This is a genomic window from Echinicola marina (genome assembly GCF_020463795.1).
Classification (GTDB): Bacteria; Bacteroidota; Bacteroidia; order Cytophagales; family Cyclobacteriaceae; genus Echinicola; species Echinicola marina.
The window spans coordinates 119,238-137,003 of sequence record NZ_CP080025.1 but is presented as its reverse complement, the minus strand read 5'-3'; the positions used below and the strand labels follow the sequence as shown (position 1 = coordinate 137,003).

Sequence of the window (17,766 nt, the reverse complement as noted above, 5' to 3'; positions counted from 1 at the left end):
TAAATCATTTTAGCTTAATCTCTTTTAACGTTTAGGGTTTATATTTGTGTAAAATTAATAATTTCAATTTTACCATTTATAAATAATTTCAACTACATTTAGACGAAAGATTTCTCAAAGTAATAAATAGAATTTAAATCCAAATAAAAAATGTACGAAAGTTTGAAAGAGAAATTAGAAAAGGAACTGAAAGAAATTAAAGATTCAGGACTCTACAAGACCGAAAGAATCATTACTTCCCCACAGGGGGCTGAAATATCCACTGATGAAGGGAAGGTGGTTTTGAATTTTTGTGCCAATAATTACTTGGGCCTTTCCAGTCACCCCAAGGTAATTCAAGCTGCTAAGGATGCCATTGATAGCCATGGTTATGGTATGTCTTCAGTGCGTTTTATTTGTGGTACACAGGATATCCATAAGGAATTGGAAAGAAAGATCAGTGAGTTTTTGGGTACAGAAGATACGATTTTGTATGCGGCTGCATTTGATGCCAATGGAGGCGTTTTTGAGCCGTTATTAGGCCCTGAGGATGCCATTATTTCTGATGCCCTTAATCATGCTTCTATCATTGATGGGGTGAGACTTTGTAAGGCCATGCGCTTTAGGTATAAGCATAATGACATGGAGGACCTTGAAGAGCAGCTAAAGGAAGCTACCGAAAAAGGAGCCCAGCAGAAATTAATTGTGACAGATGGCGCCTTCTCTATGGATGGAACAATTGCGCAAATGGATAAAATCGTTGAACTGGCGGAGAAATATGGCGCAATAGTCATGTCTGATGAGTGTCATTCTACTGGGTTTATCGGTAAAACGGGGAGAGGCGTCCATGAATTAAAAGGTGTGATGGGCAAGATGGATATCATTACTGGTACCCTAGGTAAGGCTCTTGGAGGGGCTTCTGGTGGATTTACCTCTGGAAGAAAAGAAATCATAGATATCCTGAGACAAAGGTCCAGACCTTATTTGTTCTCCAATACACTGGCGCCGTCGATCACTGGAGCTTCCATAGCTGTATTTGATCTGCTTAGCAGTACTACCGAGCTAAGGGATAAACTGGAGGATAATACCCGTTATTTTAGGGAAAAGATGACAGAGGCTGGTTTTGATATTAAGCCTGGTGTGCATCCAATTGTACCTATTATGTTGTATGATGCAGTATTGTCGCAAAAGATGGCAGAAAAACTATTGGAAAGAGGGGTTTATGTAATAGGTTTCTACTATCCTGTAGTGCCAAAAGGTCAAGCAAGGATCAGGGTACAAATTTCAGCGGCTCATGATCGATCACATTTAGATAAAGCTATTGAAGCGTTTATCGCTGTTGGGAAAGAACTGGATGTGATTAAGTAAGTGAAAAAATAGAGGCAGTCAGCAAATAGTAGGCTGCCTTTTTTATACTTCAGTTGGACGCTGTTTTTAATTTTTTACTTTCAAAGGGGCTTATATATTCAAATTTATCATCTATATCCGTTCCGGTTAAGTAGGCGTTAATCATTTCTCTGACTTCCTGAAATGAAAGGTTGTGAAGGATATTTCCATTTTTGGCCATTGAAACTTGGCCAGTTTCTTCAGATACGATCAATACCAAAGTATCCGTAGCCTCTGACATTCCAATGGCTGCTCGATGCCTCAATCCAAAATGGGCAGGAAGTTCTTTTTCTGTAACAGGTAAAATACAACGGGCGGCTTTTACCTTTCCATTATAAATGATTGCAGCACCATCATGTAAAGGGCTGTACTTATTGAAAATGGATATCAATAATCTTTTGGATACCACGGCATCAATAAGGTCACCACTGTCAGCGTAAAATTTTAATTCTGAATTTCTGGAGATCACAATGAGGGCTCCGGTACTGGTCCCTGCTAAAGACTTGGATGCTTCAATGATTGGTGTGATGTTAAAGGCCATGGTTTCCTTCTTTCTCCAGAACAATAATTCCTGAAGTACATTTTCATTGGACAGGATGGAGGTTTTACCAATGATGAGGAGAAATTTCCTGATTTCAGGGGCAAATAAGATGATTGCAGCGATTACACCGACTCCCATGAATTGGCCTAAAATAATGGAAAGTAGCTCCATTTTAGCGGCATTAACGACCAAATAAACCAGATAGAGTGATAGGAATCCCAAGAAAATTTTGATCGCAACACTTCCCCGCATCAATTTATAGACTTGGTAAATCAGAACACTGACCAAGGTGATGTCTATAATATTGACGATAGATACGTCTAAAAAACCTATTTTAAATAGTAAGTTCAAGGGTAAATGTTTTTATATAATCTTATCGTTTCTTTAGCTTCTTTTACATCATGTACTCTTAGGATCTTAGCGCCATTAATCAGGGCAGCCATATTCAAGGCTGTAGTTCCGTTTAAGGCTTCTTCAGGAGTAATCTCTAGTGTTTTATAAATCATAGATTTTCTAGAGACTCCTGCTAATATAGGGCTTTTAATAGACTTAAAATAAGATAAGTTTTTAATAATCCTATAATTTTGCTCGATAGTTTTGGCAAAGCCAAAGCCAGGATCAAGGATGATGTCATGAATACCAGCTTCTTGGCATTGCTTTATCTTTTCGCTGAAAAAAAGTAAAACTTCCTTTTCAATATTATTATACTCCGTTTTGGCCTGCATGGTTTCAGGATTGCCCCTCATATGCATGCAGATATACGGGATTTTTAATTTCCCCACGGTTGGGATCATTTTTTGATCTAGCTCTCCTCCAGAAATATCATTGATAATATCAGCCCCTACATCAGCTGCGGCTTTTGCTACCTCATGTCTGAAAGTATCGATGGATAATAATGTGTCAGGGAAACGCTGCTTAATGGAATTTACGGATGGAATGACCCGTTGGATTTCTTCTTCTGTACTAATGTTTATTGCACCGGGCCTGCTACTATACCCTCCAATGTCAAGAATTTCGGCCCCCTCTTGAATCATTTTTTCAGCCTTATCCAAGATTTGGGATTCATTTTGATTGACTCTGCTTTTTGCATAAAAGGAATCCGGAGTAATGTTCAGGATTCCCATTACGCAAGGATCTTTTAAGAATAGGAGCTTTCCTTTGATTTGAAGTGTTATTTTTGAGGGAAATAATTTATCTTCGATTTCTAAAGAAGACTTTGGAGTATCTTTCATTAAATCAATATTGCTTTGAAAACGCAAACAGTAGGCGAATATAATCAAGTTATTACCCTTTGTAAAGAACTTTTTAAGAAGAAAACCATTGATTACGGAACAGCTTGGAGAATACTTCGTCTGCCCTCTATTACAGATCAGATATTCATCAAGGCTCAAAGAATTCGTTCCATTCAGGAGAAAGGGACTCAGATGGTTAATGATCCTATTCAAGATGAATTTATTGGGATTATCAATTATTGTATCATAGCGCTGATTCAGTTGGATCTAAAGGATGATGATAGGCTTGAACTTAGTTTTGAGGAATTACAGCCTTTGTATGATAAATGGGTGGATGCTACCCGTTCCCTTTTGGAAAACAAGAACCATGATTATGGGGAAGCATGGAGAGATATGCGTGTCTCTTCTATTACTGATATTATTTTGATGAAATTATATCGGGTTAAACAAATTGAAGACAATCAAGGTAAGACTTTGGCTTCTGAAGGCGTGGATGCCAACTATCAGGACATGATTAATTATTCCGTATTTTGTTTGATCAAGTTAAAGGAAGCAAAAAATGCTTAAAAAGATAATATTAAACTTGTTTCGCTTTTTGGTCGGAGGCTTGTTTGTTTTTTCAGGGCTTATCAAGGTGAATGATCCTGTGGGGACCTCTATTAAGCTGAAGGAGTATTTCGAGGTGTTTTCGCAGGATATAGCGGGTTTTTTTAAGGTATTTATACCTTATTCATTGACTATATCGGTTGTTTTGATTGTATTGGAGGTAGTTTTGGGTGTGATGCTGATTTTTAATGTCAAGAAAAACCTGACCGTTAATTTCTTGTTGCTGCTTATTGTGTTCTTTACATTTCTAACTTTTTATTCAGCCTATTTTAACAAAGTTACAGATTGTGGTTGTTTTGGAGATGCAATCAAATTAACTCCTTGGCAATCCTTTTATAAGGATATTGTTCTATTGGTGTTGATTGGGGTGTTGTTTTTATTTAAAAAGGACCTGTTGGATAGTAATGGAAAGTGGGCAAAAGTCGTTGTCATGTTAAGCTTCTTAGGAGCTCTGTTGGTGTCTATTTACGCCATTAGGAATCTTCCTATTATTGATTTTAGAGCGTATAAGGAAGGGGTAAATATTCAAAAAGCTATGCAGCCTTCTGGAACGCTAGAATACCGCTATATCATGAGCAAGGATGGGAAGGAAGTGATATTGGATGAGTACCCTACAGATGAAAGTTATGAGTTTGTGGATATGCAGCTTAAGAATCCTGAGTTTTTGCCCAAAATTTCTGATTTTGCAGTATGGACAGACCAGGGGGATTTTACTGACTTGATCCTTGAAGGAAACAAAGTGTTGGTTTTGTTTAATAACCTTGAGAAAGTTGACAAAAATGAGTTGGATAAAATTACCCCTTTGGTTAATGAATTGAAAGGTGATATAGAGGTGCTAGTTATTACGGCAAGTTCTGCTGAAGAAATTGAGGGCCTTTTGGCAGAAAAGGGGTGGGATATTCCATATTATTATGGGGATGCCACAGTGGTGAAAACAATGATACGTTCCAACCCGGGAATAATATTGATCCAAGAAGGAACTATAGTAAAAAAATATCACATCAATAATACTCCTCAATCAGAGGAAGTAAAAAGTTTACTCTCTCCATGAAGCACCATTCTAAGATTGTTTTGATAGGTATGCCTGGTTCTGGTAAATCAACCCTAGGTAAGCTACTGGCCAAACAATTAAATTTTGATTTTTATGATCTTGATGAAGAAATCGTCAGGGCGGAAGGGATGGAAATACCCAAGATTTTCTTGTCAAAAGGAGAGGGGTATTTCAGGAAGTTGGAAACAAAGGTGTTGGCTGCATTATTGGAAAAAGAATCTTCCTTTTTGCTCTCAACCGGTGGGGGAGCGCCTTGTTATAATGAGAATATGGAGCTGATCAACCAAAGGGGGATTTCAGTGTATTTGGAAGTAAGTGTCAGTGAGCTTTTGAAGCGTTTGACTAAAAATGAAGCCGACAAGCGCCCGATGTTTCAAGGATTGGATACGGCAGAAATTTCACAAAAGCTATATGATTTATTGACAGAAAGGGAGGAGTTTTATCAGAAGGCAAAAATAAAACTCAGCGGAGATGATATTACCACTGAGTTTCTTATTTCTGAGCTGATGACCTATTTTAGAAATTAAATCCAAAAGTAAGCATTCCTTTATTACTTTTATTATCAGTTGAAATGATATCAGTTCCAGGATATGGTAAATAAAAGGTGTCAAACTGACTGTGAACAAAAGCAAAGTCTATGTACATTTTAGCTAGTTTTACGCCTATTCCTCCAGTATATTGAGTTTTGGTCCTGTCAAAATCAGTGTTTTTATATGGATCACCATAAAGTGCTGTACCCGCCCTAAATCTAAATAAGTTCACCCTATACTCAGCTCCAATTCTGTAATTCAAAGCGTCTCCAGCGGAAATACTGATTTCATCATTTGTTCCCGTTAAGCTATAATCAGGAGAGGAGAGGTGCATGGAGCCATAATTAAGATAATCTATATCAGCCGTGATAAAACCATTCTTATTGATAAAGAAGGCTGCTCCTGCACTCAATTTACTTGGGGTTCTTAGGTTGATGGGGGAAGAATAAATATTGCTTTGTGCATATACTTCACCTTCTGACGCTCCATCCAAACCAAAAAACTCTGCTGTAATATCTGCATCAAAATTATCATCATACCTGTACCAAGTAGGAGAGCTATAAGACAGTCCAATATTAATTTGGTCTATAGGTTTATAGATTAAGCCTGCATTAAGGTTAATACCTGTGCCGCTTTGCCCAAGGTTTTCTCGCATGGTGTAATCCAAGGCTTTGATATTTTGGTTGTCAATAAATTCTTCATTAAAGGTTTTATAAGAAGAAAAACTGAAGGATGTAATACCGATTGACCCACCTATAAACAGTTTGTTTTTATAGTTTGAGCCGTAAGCAAAGGTAACTTGACTTAAACTGCCTTCTTTTTCTACAAGTTCAGACTGATTTGGGGCGATCGGGTCATTGTAGTTAGGGGTGCCGTCAGCATTATAATTATAGGTGTAATCTGAAGGGTAAAAGTTCTGAGTGGCATTGTCAAAGTATACCAGTTCCACATCTAATGGGAGTCCAGAAGGGTCTCCAACTGGTGGTTCTCCATCAATATAACTTGCCGCATAATAATCTAATAGTGAAGAAGGACTTTGGTTATGAGAGTAACTAAAAGTATTGTTAAAGTTACTGATCCTATTGATACTAATACCAAAAGAGTGGCCTCTCCAGCTGTCACGATTGAGAGGGTCTTTTGCCGTACTGAATACCATACTTAAATTCGGAAGGGAAAAATTCCCTGTGTTTTCAGACTGGCTTTGTCCATTGATACTGGAATTTGATTGCCAGTTTTCATAGGAAGGGGTAAAGCTGAATTCAGATTTTCTGAAGAATCCCAAACCTGCGGGGTTTCCGGAAATATTAGAAACGTCTCCTCCAAGGGCAAACTGGCTGCCTCCAATCCCCATTATTCTTGCAGAGCCTGTAGCATTATAATAACTATACCTCAATGCGTCATCGAAGGTTTGGGCTTTTGATAAATTGATAGACAAAATCCCCAAAAGAACTGTGCCCAAAATTTTTTTAGTACTAAATCTCATAAATTTTTCAAATGGAAATCCCACTGGCTAATAAAAGCCATTAAGTTTTGTTATCAGGATACTTGAATATTTAACGAAAGAGAAAGGAAATGTTGTAAAAAAAGGGGGATTAATTTCCCCCTCTTCTTGAACCTCCAGAGCTTCTGCTCACGCTTCCTGAGCTCCTGGAAGATGATGAGCTACTTCTGGATGGAGTATAGCTACTAGAACTTCTGGTTCTAGTAGGAGTCGAATAAGTACTACTGGACCTACTGGGCGTACTGCTTCTGTTATAAGAAGGGGAAGAACTCCTGTTATATGATGGTGAAGAACTTCTGGTTCTGCTACTTGGGGCAGAGTAAGTGGATCTAGTTCTGCTAGAAGGAGCCACAGAGCGGTTTGTGGTACTTCTGCTTGGACTGTAAGCACTTCTGGATCTTTCACTGCTGCTAGGACGTGTCATCACTGCAGAGTTAGCAGTTCTCCTGCTTGGCGTGGCGGAAGTAATTCTGCTTCTGCCATTGGTATAATCGTTTTGAGATCTGTTAAAATCTGTGGAAGATCTGCTACTACTAGCGTCGACCCTGTTGACCAAACTTCTTCTTGCATCGGTTCTTGAAGCTGTAGGGGAAGTGGCCCTTCTTGTACTGGCGGAAATTACTGAGCTACCTCTTCTTGAACTTGCGGCTCTTACAATTCTTCTGCTTTCATTTGAGTAAATATTATTGATGATAACAGGTCGACCATAATATCCGCCATAGTAACCTCCATAATATCCTCCGCCATAAGCGTAACTAGGTCCCCAGAAAGGATCGTAGAATGGACTATAAAACGGTCTGTAGCCCCATGGTCTTCCAAAACCGAACCCAAACCCAATAGATAGGTTGAATCCTGGCCTAAAACCATACCAAGGATCCCAGAAGGGGTCGTAAAATCCTCCGAAACCAAAGCTAGGATATAACCCATAAGGTCCGCCATAGAATCCTAAAGAGCTGTACATCCATGGATTAGTATTCCAAGAGCTATTGCCTTTCGGATTGCTATAACCATAAAAATTATTGTAAACATTGACATCTCCGCTTCCCTGGGTATTACCTTCAACTGGGGCATCGTCAAAATACACTATATCGTCTGTTATCGTGTCATTTTGGACTTGGTATTTTGCGATATATTCAGGATTAACATTTTTAGCTGAAAAATTTTCCTGAGCATATTGCTCTGTATCCTCGACTTCAGCATATCTGCTGAAGTTGTTTGGTGTATTATTGGAAACTGCATTTGCTGTTACTACTGCATCATCCGAAGCCATGAAATACATGTCGTCTGATTCTCCATTCATAGCACTATAACTACTGCTACATCCAACCATTCCCAGGGCGGCAAGGAAACCAAGGTATCGATATGCGAAAATTTTATTCATAATAGTTTAGTTTACAACACTCAACACTATATACGTGCTCTTCGGAAGATGGTTATAATTTTTTAATTTATATTTGCTTCCCAAAATAGAAACTAAAGTTAAATAGTTTTTTCAAAACAACAAATAATACAAATGAGCAAAGGTCTGCCAAAAAGAAGTGAGGATTACTCCCTGTGGTACAATGAACTAGTGAAAAGAGCTGATTTGGCGGAGAATTCCGCTGTGAGAGGGTGTATGGTCATTAAGCCCTATGGTTATTCGATCTGGGAAAAGATGCAACAGCAACTGGACCAGATGTTTAAGGATACAGGACATAGTAATGCTTATTTTCCGCTTTTTATCCCTAAGTCGTATTTGTCCAAAGAGGCAAGTCATGTGGAAGGTTTTGCCAAAGAATGTGCTGTGGTTACTCATTACAGACTAAAGAATTCGGAGGACAATAAAAGTGTAGTGGTAGATCCTGAGGCCAAGTTGGAGGAAGAGCTAATAGTCCGTCCTACTTCTGAGACGGTGATTTGGAGTACTTATAAGAATTGGATACAGTCTTATAGGGATTTACCTTTGAAGGTGAACCAATGGGCCAATGTGGTGAGATGGGAGATGAGAACCAGATTGTTTCTCAGAACAGCGGAATTTTTATGGCAAGAAGGACACACTGCGCATTCTTCACGTGAAGAAGCCATAGAAGAAACTGAGCAAATGATGAATGTATATGCCCAGTTTGCGGAGGAATATATGGGGGTGCCTGTCGTGAAAGGGCTAAAAACAGAAAATGAACGTTTTGCAGGCGCGGAGGAGACTTACTGTATAGAGGCGATGATGCAGGATGGCAAGGCCCTGCAAGCTGGAACCTCTCATTTTCTTGGGCAGAATTTTGCCAAAGCTTTTGATGTGAAATTTGCAACTAAGGAGGGGGGACTAGAATATGTTTGGGGGACTTCTTGGGGGGTGAGTACCCGCCTAATGGGGGCTTTGATCATGGCTCATTCAGATGATAAAGGACTGGTTTTGCCTCCTAAATTGGCACCCATTCAGGTAGTGATCATTCCTATATTTAGGAGTGAGGAGGAATTGCTGGCTATCGAAGAAAAGGCACATGAAATCATGAATAAATTGAAGCCATTGGGAATATCGGTGAAGTTTGATCATAGAGATACCCACAAGCCAGGCTGGAAATTTGCAGAGTATGAATTGAAAGGTGTGCCGGTAAGAATAGCAATGGGGCCAAGGGATTTGGCTAATAACACCATTGAAGTGGCAAGGAGAGATACCTTGACCAAAGAAATGGTCAATCTGGGGGAAGTAGAGATAGAAAAGCTTTTGGTAGATTTATTAGATGAAATCCAAGCTAATATTTATCAAAAGGCCTTAGATTTCCGTAATGAGAAAACCACTGAAGTGGATACTTGGGAGGAATTCCAATCTGTTTTGGAAGAGAAAGGAGGTTTTGTTTCTGCGCATTGGGATGGTACTTCTGAGACGGAAGAAAAGATCAAGGAATTGACAAAGGCTACAATTAGATGTATTCCATTGGATCAAATAGCAGAAGCAGGTGAGTGCGTGTTGACGGGCAAGCCATCAAAAGGAAGGGTTTTATTTGCCAAGGCCTACTAAGTAATCTTATGTTTATAAACTGGCTGCCTCAGAAGGTTCTTCAGGTCTTGATTTTGACTGAAAGGCCGTTTGAGGCAGTTTTGTTTAAGGGATGTACAAAAGTGATTTTTGGCTATTGTCAAACTTTTATTTTCATTTTATAATCCCGAAAAATCTCTCTATTTTCAGCAAATCAATTTTAATTTTTATGACTTGGGTAATTATAATAGGCCTTCTTTTGATAGGGCTGGCATTGGTCTTATTGGAAGTGATTTTTGTTCCTGGAACCACTTTGGTTGGCGTTTTGGGGTTCTTGTTTAGTGGATTGGGGATATTCTTTGCCTTCCAGAATTATGCCTCACAGACAGCTTTGATTGTCTTGGGGGCGACTGTGTTGGCCAATGTAGTGGTCATATTCTATGGTTTCAAATCCGGTGTTTGGAAGCGATTTTCTTTAAAGGATACTATTTCAAATAGAACTTATGATGATCGTTTGGTAGGATTGCAGGTGGGGCAGCGGGGTAAAACCCTTTCTGATATCAAACCTTATGGAAAAGCGGAATTTGGTGATAAAATATATGAAGTCAAATCAAATTCAGGATTTATCTCGGCGGGGGTAGAAGTAGAGATTCATCAACTTGAAAACAACAGAATTATCATAAAACAATAGACTATGGAATTTTCTAATTCAGCACTTATTCTAGTAGCAGCCTTTGGAGGGCTGATATTGCTATTTATTTTTCTTTATTTTGTCCCTGTCAATCTTTGGATTACAGCCATTTTTGCCAATGTAAAGGTGGGTATTGGGGAATTGATTGGTATGAGGATCCGTAAAGTACCGCCGAGCATTATTGTAAATTCGCTTATTACAGCTACAAAGGCAGGGCTTGCGTTGACGACCAACGAACTGGAGACGCACTATCTGGCAGGAGGAAATGTTCCTAATGTAATCCGAGCTTTGATTTCTGCAGATAAGGCTAATATCAACCTTTCCTTTAAGCAGGCTACGGCCATTGACTTGGCTGGGAGGGATGTATTTGAGGCAGTTCAGATTTCGGTAAATCCAAAAGTAATCAATACCCCAAGTGTTGCTGCTGTGGCCGCTGATGGTATTCAGCTGATTGCCAAGGCAAGAGTAACTGTAAGGGCAAATATCGCTCAACTTGTGGGTGGTTCAGGTGAGGATACCATTTTGGCAAGGGTAGGGGAAGGTATTGTTACTTCTATTGGTTCTGCCAAGACCCATAAAAGTGTATTGGAAAACCCTGATAAGATATCCAAGTTGGTGTTGGAAAGGGGCTTGGATGCGGGGACTGCATTTGAGATTTTGTCCATTGATATAGCAGATATTGATGTGGGGACAAATATTGGGGCCAAGTTGCAGATTGATCAAGCTTCTGCTGACCTTAAAGTAGCGGAAGCCAAAGCAGAAGAAAGAAGAGCTATGGCCGTGGCCTTGGAGCAAGAAATGAAAGCGCGTAATGTAGAGATGAGAGCTAAAGTCGTTGAGGCTGAAGCGGAAGTTCCAAAAGCTATCTCAGAAGCTTTTCGAAGTGGGAATCTTGGGATAATGGATTATTACAAAATGGAGAATATTAAGTCGGATACTGAAATGAGAGATGCTATTGCCAAACCTGATGAGGGTAAGAAAGGAGATGGTAAATCCAAAGGTGAAAAATAATTTCTATCATTGATTTTGTAACACACAAATAGAAAAGGCGCTAAAATCAAATTTAGCGCCTTTTCTATTTGTGTTACTTGTTTTTCTTCTTTTTATCCTTGGGATCTTCAAGTAAGGGTGGGGTATAAATGTCTTCAGCCAAAATTTTGTTAGTAGCATTATCTACCAAAATTGCCTGATAGTAAATTGGTAGGGCCAGTTCACCATCATCTTTCAAAATTCCAAATTTGTTGTTCCTTTGTACGATAATTCTATCGTAGCCATCTCTCCTGATAGATTGGAAGATAGGGGCGGTGATTTCCTTGCCTAGTGGGTCTACAATCCCATACAAGTCATTTTCTTCAGTGATATAGTACTGGTCATCAGAAAGCGAAATGGCATTATAATAATCCTTTAGGAGGAGGTTCCCTTTCGTGTCAATGAGATTGGATTTTCCATTTTTCTTTACGATGGCTAAGCCTCTATTGAATTCGCCTACTTCATCAAATTGATAATTGATGACCAAGTCTCCATTGCGGTCTATATAGCCCCATTGGTTGTCGGTTTTAACACCAGCAAGGCCTTCTGAGAATTTGTTGACTGCATTAAATTGGAATGGGATGACCAGGTTTCCACTTCTGTTTACAAAACCAAACTGATGGTCCTTAACAGCCCCAAATAGGTCTTCATTGCCGGGGTAGATCGCAGTAACTCCCTCCATTGGAATGACTCTCCAAACGCCTTTTTGATCCAATAAACCTACTTTTCCATTTTTGAAATAGACGTTATAGTGCTCAGGGTCTTTGCGGACAACTTCCTGCATGCCCACTATGTCCAGTAGGATGCCGTCTTTTTTCATAACCCTTCTCAGCTTTCCGTGGATATACTCCAAAATCACATCGTCATCTTCTAAGCTGATTTTATGATAACTGCTGTATCGGATATCTGCATCATCTTCCAAGGCCTTAATGAGCATGTATTGGTTTTCATTATAGCCATAGAAATATTCTCCTTCAATATGACTTAAGCTATCCAAAATAGGATCAAGTATGTATTCCCCTTTTCGGTTTATCATACCAAAACCACTTGGTTCATGGGATACGATTGTTCCATCGGAAACGGAAGATAAGTCTTGGTATTTCTGTTTGGGATTAGAGGATAGAGGTAGTAAATAGCCCGACGGGATTTTGGCGATGACTTGTCCATTTTGTGCAATAAATGCATCTTGAAAGGTGCCTAAGGTCTGAAATGTTTGGTTGCCAATGTCATAATGGAAATAGACATTGCCTTTGTTGGCCAATAGTTGATTATAGTGCGTATCTATATGGTCATATTCTGCTTTGAGGATTTGTTCACCATACTCATGGTAAGCACCAAATTTCCCTTCATTGGTCACTATGATCCAAGGCGCGAGATACTGATAGATTTCAGCGCCTTCCAGTTCAATAAAAGGCTCGTAACTATGGTTGAGGAGTTTTAACTTTTTATCCTTGTCGCTCACCCTGATGGACTCGCTCAAAAGGAAGATATGGTCATTGTTGATCTTTTGGACTAAATTATACTGCTGATCATAAACTTCGTAAATCTGGGATTGACAAAGATTGATACTCGTTAAAAACATTGAAATGGCCAAAGCCCATTTCCCGTAAATGTTCATAGGTACTTACTTATTAATGTAGAATTCCTAAAAGTATTAGGAATGTATGTATTTTCAAAAAATGTTTATTTGTGTGGCAAAAAAAACCTGAAATAGGAGAATCGGCTACAGGCTTTTTTTAGCCTGTTCACCCGTACAAATCGAAGATGTTGGAACCTTGTTAATGCTTGATATTTACTTTTTCCAGGTCAAATAAATCAGAGATAATGTCGATCATTTCTTCTGCTTGATCTTTTTTGCAGGCAGCCCTTAATTGTACCACGGGTACTTTAATGACCTTTTGCATCATGCTTTTGGTGATCTTGTCAATGATAGCATATTCTTTTTCGCTGGCATTTTTAAGGTAGCGCTCAAGTTCTTCTTTTCTGATTTGCTCTAGTGCATTTTTAAGTTTATTAATGGTTGGAGAAACCATCATTTCCTTTTTCCAATCGTAAAACTCTTCAATGCTTTGTTCTATGATGTTTTCTACCTGAGGGACAGAGGCCAATCTTTTTTCAAGGGTTGCTGTGGCCTTGCTTTGGATATTGTCCACATTATAAAGCAATACCCCAGGTACGTCTTCAATGGTGGTCTCAATGCTCCTAGGTACTGAAAGGTCCACAAAAAGCTTATAGCTTTTGATATCAAGTTTTTTTGCCAGTTCCTTGGTGATAAAAGGCTCTTTAGCGGAAATGGATGATACGATCACATCCGCAGATTCTATCGCTTCATAAACATCCTCAAAAGGAATAACCTTATATCCTAATTCAGCTCCCATATTCTGGGCCTTTTCGAAGGTACGGTTAGTTAAGGTGACTTCTGCCTCGGGTAGGTACACCATATTTTTTGCTACATCTTCACCGATTTCACCTAATCCCATCAATAGGATCCTTGGATTTCTAGTGTTAGAAGTGAGTTCTTCTATCAGTTCTACGGCAGCATAAGATACTGATGCAGCACCGTCACGGAAAGCAGTTTCCTGAACCACCCTTTTGTTGGTGAAAAAGATCGTGTGCATCAATCGGTGTAAAAATGGACCTGCCATTTCTTCATCTGCAGCTGCTTGGTAAGCTCGCTTTACCTGGTTGGAAATCTGCATATCACCCACAACCTGAGCTTCTAGGCCCATGGATACTTTAAAAAGATGCTGGATGGCCTTTTTATCATCATTGATGATATTGAAGAATTCAAGATAGGAGACGATGTCATGCACACACTTTTCAGAACCGATCAGTTTGATGATCTCTACACTCAAGTCCAATTCATGCGCATAATACACTTCTGTCCTGTTACAGGTAGATAAAATAAGGGTGTCTTTCACATTGAAAAATTCCTTTAACTTTATCAGAAGCGATTGTATGGCCTTATTGTCTAATGCAATGATTTCCCTGATTTCTACAGGTGCATTCTTGTATGATAGACTTATGGCTCTAAACTTATGCTGCATTATATAAGTGTTATTCAACTGCAAATTTATTACAGAATAGGGATCAAATGAATTATTTCGACCTTCTAAGTGTAATTTAAAATCTGTCTAAATAGCATGTAGGTCTTTTTTGAATTCCTAATTCAATGCAATAATGCTAAATCTTTGAAAATAATTCCAATACAATTATATTATGGGAGATAGTCAAAATCTATCACTACTCCAATTTATTGTTTTTTAGGAGGATAGCTGTTCATTTAAACGTCATTTTTATGAAGAAGAGAATTTTTTATTTTTTGAAGGCCTATTTAGGTTTTACAAAAAGAGAATCTAGGGGATTTTTATTGGTTGTCCCCATATTGTTTGTTCTTGTATGGATACCAAAAGTATTGGATTGGTATTCGGATAGAGCGGCTGAGCGGGAATATGAGAAGTACCTGGAAATGGTGGAAGCTAGAATCCATGACTTTGATAATCAAGATAATTTTGAGCAAGCTTCTAAGGTAAAAACAAGTGTTAGTTCTGCGCCTGATACTGGAAGGTGGGAAAGGCCTAAGCAGGAAAGGGAGTTGATCAATAAGCTTGATTTTTCAGAAGCAGATTCTTCTTTACTTCAGATAGTTCCTGGTATAGGAAGTGTTTTGGCAGCCAGGATTGTAAAATACAGGGAGCAGCTAGGGGGGATGTATGCAAAATCCCAACTTCTAGAGGTTTATGGTCTGAAAGAAGAGGTGGCCAAAGGGATTTTTGAGTACTTTATTTTTAAGCCAGCTGTAAAAAGTAAGATTGATATCAATCAAGTTTCAGTAAAAGACTTGGCTGCTCATCCATATGTCAAATATGGTGAGGCTAAGGTGATTATTGCCTATAGGAAGCAGCACGGTGATTACCAGTCCTTGGATGATTTATTGAATATCAAAATTTTCACCAAGGACTGGTTGGATAGATTGTTACCCTATTTGAGCATTTAGAAAAATTTGACTTGATTAATAAACTTTTTCACCACCGAGGTAAGTGGCCTGTATATTTAGGTTTCTCAGAGTGGTTTCAGGTGCTGTCATCAGGTCCCTTTTAAGGATAACAAAGTCTGCTAGCTTACCTTTTTCAATACTTCCTTTTAACTGCTCTTCAAAATTTGCGAAAGCCGCCCAGAGAGTCATTCCTTTCAATGCTTCTTCCCTACTCAGCTCATTTTCGGGCTGAAAACCTTTTTCTGGCCAGTTGTTTGCATCTTGTCTGGATACTGCTGCATGGAAACCGTATAAGGGATTAATGCTTTCTACAGGAAAATCACTGCCCAGTGCTATTTTTCCGTTTTGATCTAACAATTCTTTAAAAATATAGGCGGTCTTTATCCTTTCCGGGCCTAGTCTGTCTTCCGCCCAGTACATGTCAGAGGTCGCATGTGTGGGCTGTACAGAAGGAATAATATTGTATTTAGCAAATTTACTGAGGTCTTTAGGGCTGACAACCTGAGCATGTTCTATTCTCCATCTCATGTCATTTTTCCCTTTTAAAACTTTGGCATATATGTCTAGCAAAGTCCTGTTGGCCGAATCTCCTATGCAATGAGTATTCATTTGGAATCCATGGTCATGGATTTCCTCAGCAGTACTCAAGAAGTTTTCATAGGTGTTGAGTAGAAAACCAATTTCGCCAGGTCTGTCATGGTATGGAGCCAATAGGGAAGCCCCTCGCGATCCTAGAGCGCCATCTCCGTATATCTTAAAGCTTCTTACGGTTATGGACTCGTCTTGGTAGGGACCCCTCTCAAAATAATAAGCTTTGTTTTCTGCCGTGGGGTTGACCATAGCATAAATTCTCATTTTAAGTAGTCCCTCACTTTGCATGGTTTCCATTAGTTCAATGGTTTCCTTGTCTATTCCTGCGTCGACGACGGAAGTCAGGCCTACTTCAAAGCAATTTTTTTGAGCGTCCATTAATGCTTGTCGTGATTCTGCTTCGCTAATGTCAGGGATTTTAGCGCTGACCATCTCAATAGCATTATCTACTAGAAGTCCTGTGGTCTTTCCGTTACTAGTAATGACTTTACCTCCTAGGATTTCTGTGTTTTCATGGACACCTCCCATATCCAACGCTTTTTGATTGGCTAGTGCGGCATGACCGTCTATCCTGGTCAGTAGGACCGGGGTATTAGGAAAGGCTTGGTCAAGTGCGGATTTGTTGGGAAAGATTTTTTCTTCCCATTGATTTTGATCCCATCCTCTTCCTAAAATCCAAGCTTGGTTAGGGTGATTTTTTCTATGTGCTTTTACCCTTTCCAGCATTTCCTCTGGAGATTTCGAGTCGACTAAGTTGACGATTTTTAGACTCGTTCCATACCTGTAGAAATGGGCATGGGAATCTATAAATCCTGGATAAATAAACTGGCCGTTGAGGTCATAGGTGTTGGGGGCTTCGTATTGCTCCAATATTTCATTATTGCTACCTAAGTCCAGAAATTTTCCCTCTGAAATAGCCATAGCCTCGATTTTTGAAAAATCCTTATCAACAGTGTAAATGACCGCATTATGGATGATAAGGTCAACAGCTTGTTTCTCTTGGCAAGCAAAAATCAAAAAAGTAAGACCTGATAACAAAAATTTTGAAGCAGATGGTTTCATTTTTTTTAAGGTTAGTTTTATTTCCATTTTGAAGCAGTGATATTTGCAGCATGACAGCAGCCGATTACCCTTTTTTGAATAAGCCTCTTAATTTGCCAACTACGAACTTTCAGTTTTCTTCTGAGAATGGGAAGTTATGTGTTTTTGATTCATTAAGAAAGAAATATTTGGTTTTGACTCCTGAAGAATGGGTGAGACAGCATATCATTTTTTATTTAGTCAGCTATAAGAAATACCCCAAAAGCTTATTTTCATTAGAGAGGGGACTGAAGTATAATAAGCTGAACAAACGTTTCGATATTTTGGTGCTTAATCGGGAGGGGAAGCCTTTTTTCTTGGTTGAATGCAAAGCTCCTGAAGTAAAATTAAACCAAAAGGTGGTGGAGCAAGTATGTGTATACAATAAGACGATCGGGGCTGAATTTATGGCGATCAGTAATGGGTTAGAACATATCTGCTTACAGTATGATCAAAAATCAGGGGCTTACAAACAGCTACAAGAATTTCCTGTTTTTGTTTAAATAAATCGTTGATCCTAATTATCGGCTTTAATGTGAAATTTCAGCTCAGCAGGGCGGAGAGGCAGTGCCTCATTGTCCTGAATAAATAGAGAAGGT

The 17,766-nt window shown here is 39.0% G+C and carries 16 protein-coding genes; 9 read left to right on the top strand and 7 right to left on the bottom strand.

Annotation, left to right across the window (positions count from 1 at the left end; all coding sequences use genetic code 11):
• Positions 1–150: 150 nt before the first annotated feature.
• Entirely contained in the window at positions 151–1,347 is a 1,197-nt protein-coding gene (gene kbl, locus KZP23_RS00685; RefSeq protein WP_226334263.1) for a glycine C-acetyltransferase, read from the top strand.
• A gap of 49 nt (positions 1,348–1,396) precedes the next feature.
• Here the strand turns inward: kbl and cdaA are convergent, their stop codons facing one another.
• Both cdaA and folP read right to left on the bottom strand, forming a co-directional pair.
• Entirely contained in the window at positions 1,397–2,257 is an 861-nt protein-coding gene (gene cdaA, locus KZP23_RS00680; RefSeq protein WP_226334262.1) for a diadenylate cyclase CdaA, read from the bottom strand.
• Positions 2,254–3,138, bottom strand: coding sequence for a dihydropteroate synthase (gene folP, locus KZP23_RS00675; protein ID WP_226334261.1), 885 nt, complete (start codon positions 3,136–3,138; stop codon positions 2,254–2,256). Before folP ends, cdaA begins: the two co-directional genes overlap by 4 nt.
• A gap of 15 nt (positions 3,139–3,153) precedes the next feature.
• Between folP and KZP23_RS00670 the strand changes: the two genes are divergently transcribed.
• From KZP23_RS00670 to KZP23_RS00660, 3 genes are read left to right on the top strand one after another with little or no spacing between them, the layout of a single operon-like run.
• Positions 3,154–3,705, top strand: a complete 552-nt coding sequence (locus KZP23_RS00670; protein WP_226334260.1) for a DUF1599 domain-containing protein — start codon at positions 3,154–3,156, stop codon at positions 3,703–3,705.
• The gene (locus tag KZP23_RS00665) at positions 3,698–4,795 is read left to right on the top strand and encodes a BT_3928 family protein (protein WP_226334259.1); all 1,098 of its coding nucleotides are present in this window, start codon (positions 3,698–3,700) and stop codon (positions 4,793–4,795) included. Before KZP23_RS00670 ends, KZP23_RS00665 begins: the two co-directional genes overlap by 8 nt.
• Entirely contained in the window at positions 4,792–5,322 is a 531-nt protein-coding gene (locus tag KZP23_RS00660) for a shikimate kinase (RefSeq protein WP_262904778.1), read from the top strand. The genes KZP23_RS00665 and KZP23_RS00660 overlap by 4 nt, the downstream gene beginning before the upstream one ends.
• Here the strand turns inward: KZP23_RS00660 and KZP23_RS00655 are convergent.
• Positions 5,312–6,808 (bottom strand): OmpP1/FadL family transporter, encoded by a 1,497-nt coding sequence (locus tag KZP23_RS00655; RefSeq protein WP_226334258.1) that lies wholly within the window; start codon positions 6,806–6,808, stop codon positions 5,312–5,314. The two genes, KZP23_RS00660 and KZP23_RS00655, sit on opposite strands and share 11 nt — an antisense overlap.
• A 109-nt stretch (positions 6,809–6,917) precedes the next feature.
• Complete coding sequence (locus KZP23_RS00650; RefSeq protein WP_226334257.1) at positions 6,918–8,207, bottom strand: hypothetical protein; 1,290 nt, start codon at positions 8,205–8,207, stop codon at positions 6,918–6,920.
• 132 nt (positions 8,208–8,339) lie between these two features.
• On the opposite strand from KZP23_RS00650, the gene proS reads away from it, so the two are divergent.
• The 3 genes from proS (at position 8,340) to floA (ending at position 11,481) form a co-directional block, all read left to right on the top strand.
• Positions 8,340–9,821 carry a proline--tRNA ligase gene (gene proS / locus KZP23_RS00645; RefSeq protein WP_226334256.1) on the top strand — a complete coding sequence of 494 codons (1,482 nt, stop codon included), beginning with the start codon at positions 8,340–8,342 and terminating at the stop codon, positions 9,819–9,821.
• 187 nt (positions 9,822–10,008) lie between these two features.
• Positions 10,009–10,470: an NfeD family protein gene (locus KZP23_RS00640; protein WP_226334255.1), complete on the top strand. Its 462-nt coding sequence runs from the start codon at positions 10,009–10,011 to the stop codon at positions 10,468–10,470.
• A 3-nt stretch (positions 10,471–10,473) separates the two neighbouring features.
• Positions 10,474–11,481, top strand: a complete 1,008-nt coding sequence (floA, locus tag KZP23_RS00635; RefSeq protein ID WP_226334254.1) for a flotillin-like protein FloA — start codon at positions 10,474–10,476, stop codon at positions 11,479–11,481.
• 73 nt (positions 11,482–11,554) lie between these two features.
• Here the strand turns inward: floA and KZP23_RS00630 are convergent, their stop codons facing one another.
• Positions 11,555–13,117 carry a WG repeat-containing protein gene (locus KZP23_RS00630; protein WP_226334253.1) on the bottom strand — a complete coding sequence of 521 codons (1,563 nt, stop codon included), beginning with the start codon at positions 13,115–13,117 and terminating at the stop codon, positions 11,555–11,557.
• Between the two features lie 160 nt (positions 13,118–13,277).
• A complete protein-coding gene (gene hemA, locus KZP23_RS00625; RefSeq protein WP_226334252.1) occupies positions 13,278–14,546 on the bottom strand; it encodes a glutamyl-tRNA reductase in 1,269 nt (422 codons plus the stop codon).
• 251 nt (positions 14,547–14,797) lie between these two features.
• Between hemA and KZP23_RS00620 the strand changes: the two genes are divergently transcribed.
• The gene (locus KZP23_RS00620; RefSeq protein WP_226334251.1) at positions 14,798–15,496 is read left to right on the top strand and encodes a ComEA family DNA-binding protein; all 699 of its coding nucleotides are present in this window, start codon (positions 14,798–14,800) and stop codon (positions 15,494–15,496) included.
• 15 nt (positions 15,497–15,511) lie between these two features.
• Here KZP23_RS00620 and KZP23_RS00615 read toward each other — a convergent pair whose 3' ends face one another.
• Positions 15,512–17,149, bottom strand: a complete 1,638-nt coding sequence (locus KZP23_RS00615; RefSeq protein ID WP_226334250.1) for an amidohydrolase — start codon at positions 17,147–17,149, stop codon at positions 15,512–15,514.
• 92 nt (positions 17,150–17,241) lie between these two features.
• Here KZP23_RS00615 and KZP23_RS00610 point away from each other — a divergent pair, with 92 nt between their 5' ends.
• A complete protein-coding gene (locus KZP23_RS00610; protein ID WP_317198028.1) occupies positions 17,242–17,670 on the top strand; it encodes a type I restriction enzyme HsdR N-terminal domain-containing protein in 429 nt (142 codons plus the stop codon).
• Positions 17,671–17,766: the final 96 nt, after the last annotated feature.